This is a genomic window from Staphylococcus simulans (assembly GCF_002902285.1).
GTDB lineage: Bacteria > Bacillota > Bacilli > Staphylococcales > Staphylococcaceae > Staphylococcus > Staphylococcus simulans.
The window spans coordinates 1-242 of the sequence record NZ_PPRU01000058.1; the positions used below are offsets into that span (position 1 = coordinate 1).

At 50.0% G+C, this 242-nt stretch carries 1 rRNA gene; it reads right to left on the bottom strand.

Going from position 1 to position 242, the window contains the following annotated elements:
• Positions 1-242, bottom strand: a 23S ribosomal RNA gene (locus CD112_RS12565); the annotation flags it as partial.

Genomic DNA, 242 nt, shown 5'->3' on the forward strand with positions numbered 1-242 from the left:
AGGCTTTTCTCGACAGTGTGAAATCAACGACTCGAGGAAAACATGTTTCCTCTCCCCATCACAGCTCAACCTTGAGAATGGCGGATTTGCCTACCATTCAGTCTCACTGCTTAGACGTGCACTCCAACAGCACGCTTCGCCTATCCTACTGTGTCCCCCCATCGCTTAAAACGATAAATGGTGGTACAGGAATATCAACCTGTTATCCATCGTCTACGCCTGTCGGCCTCGACTTAGGACCC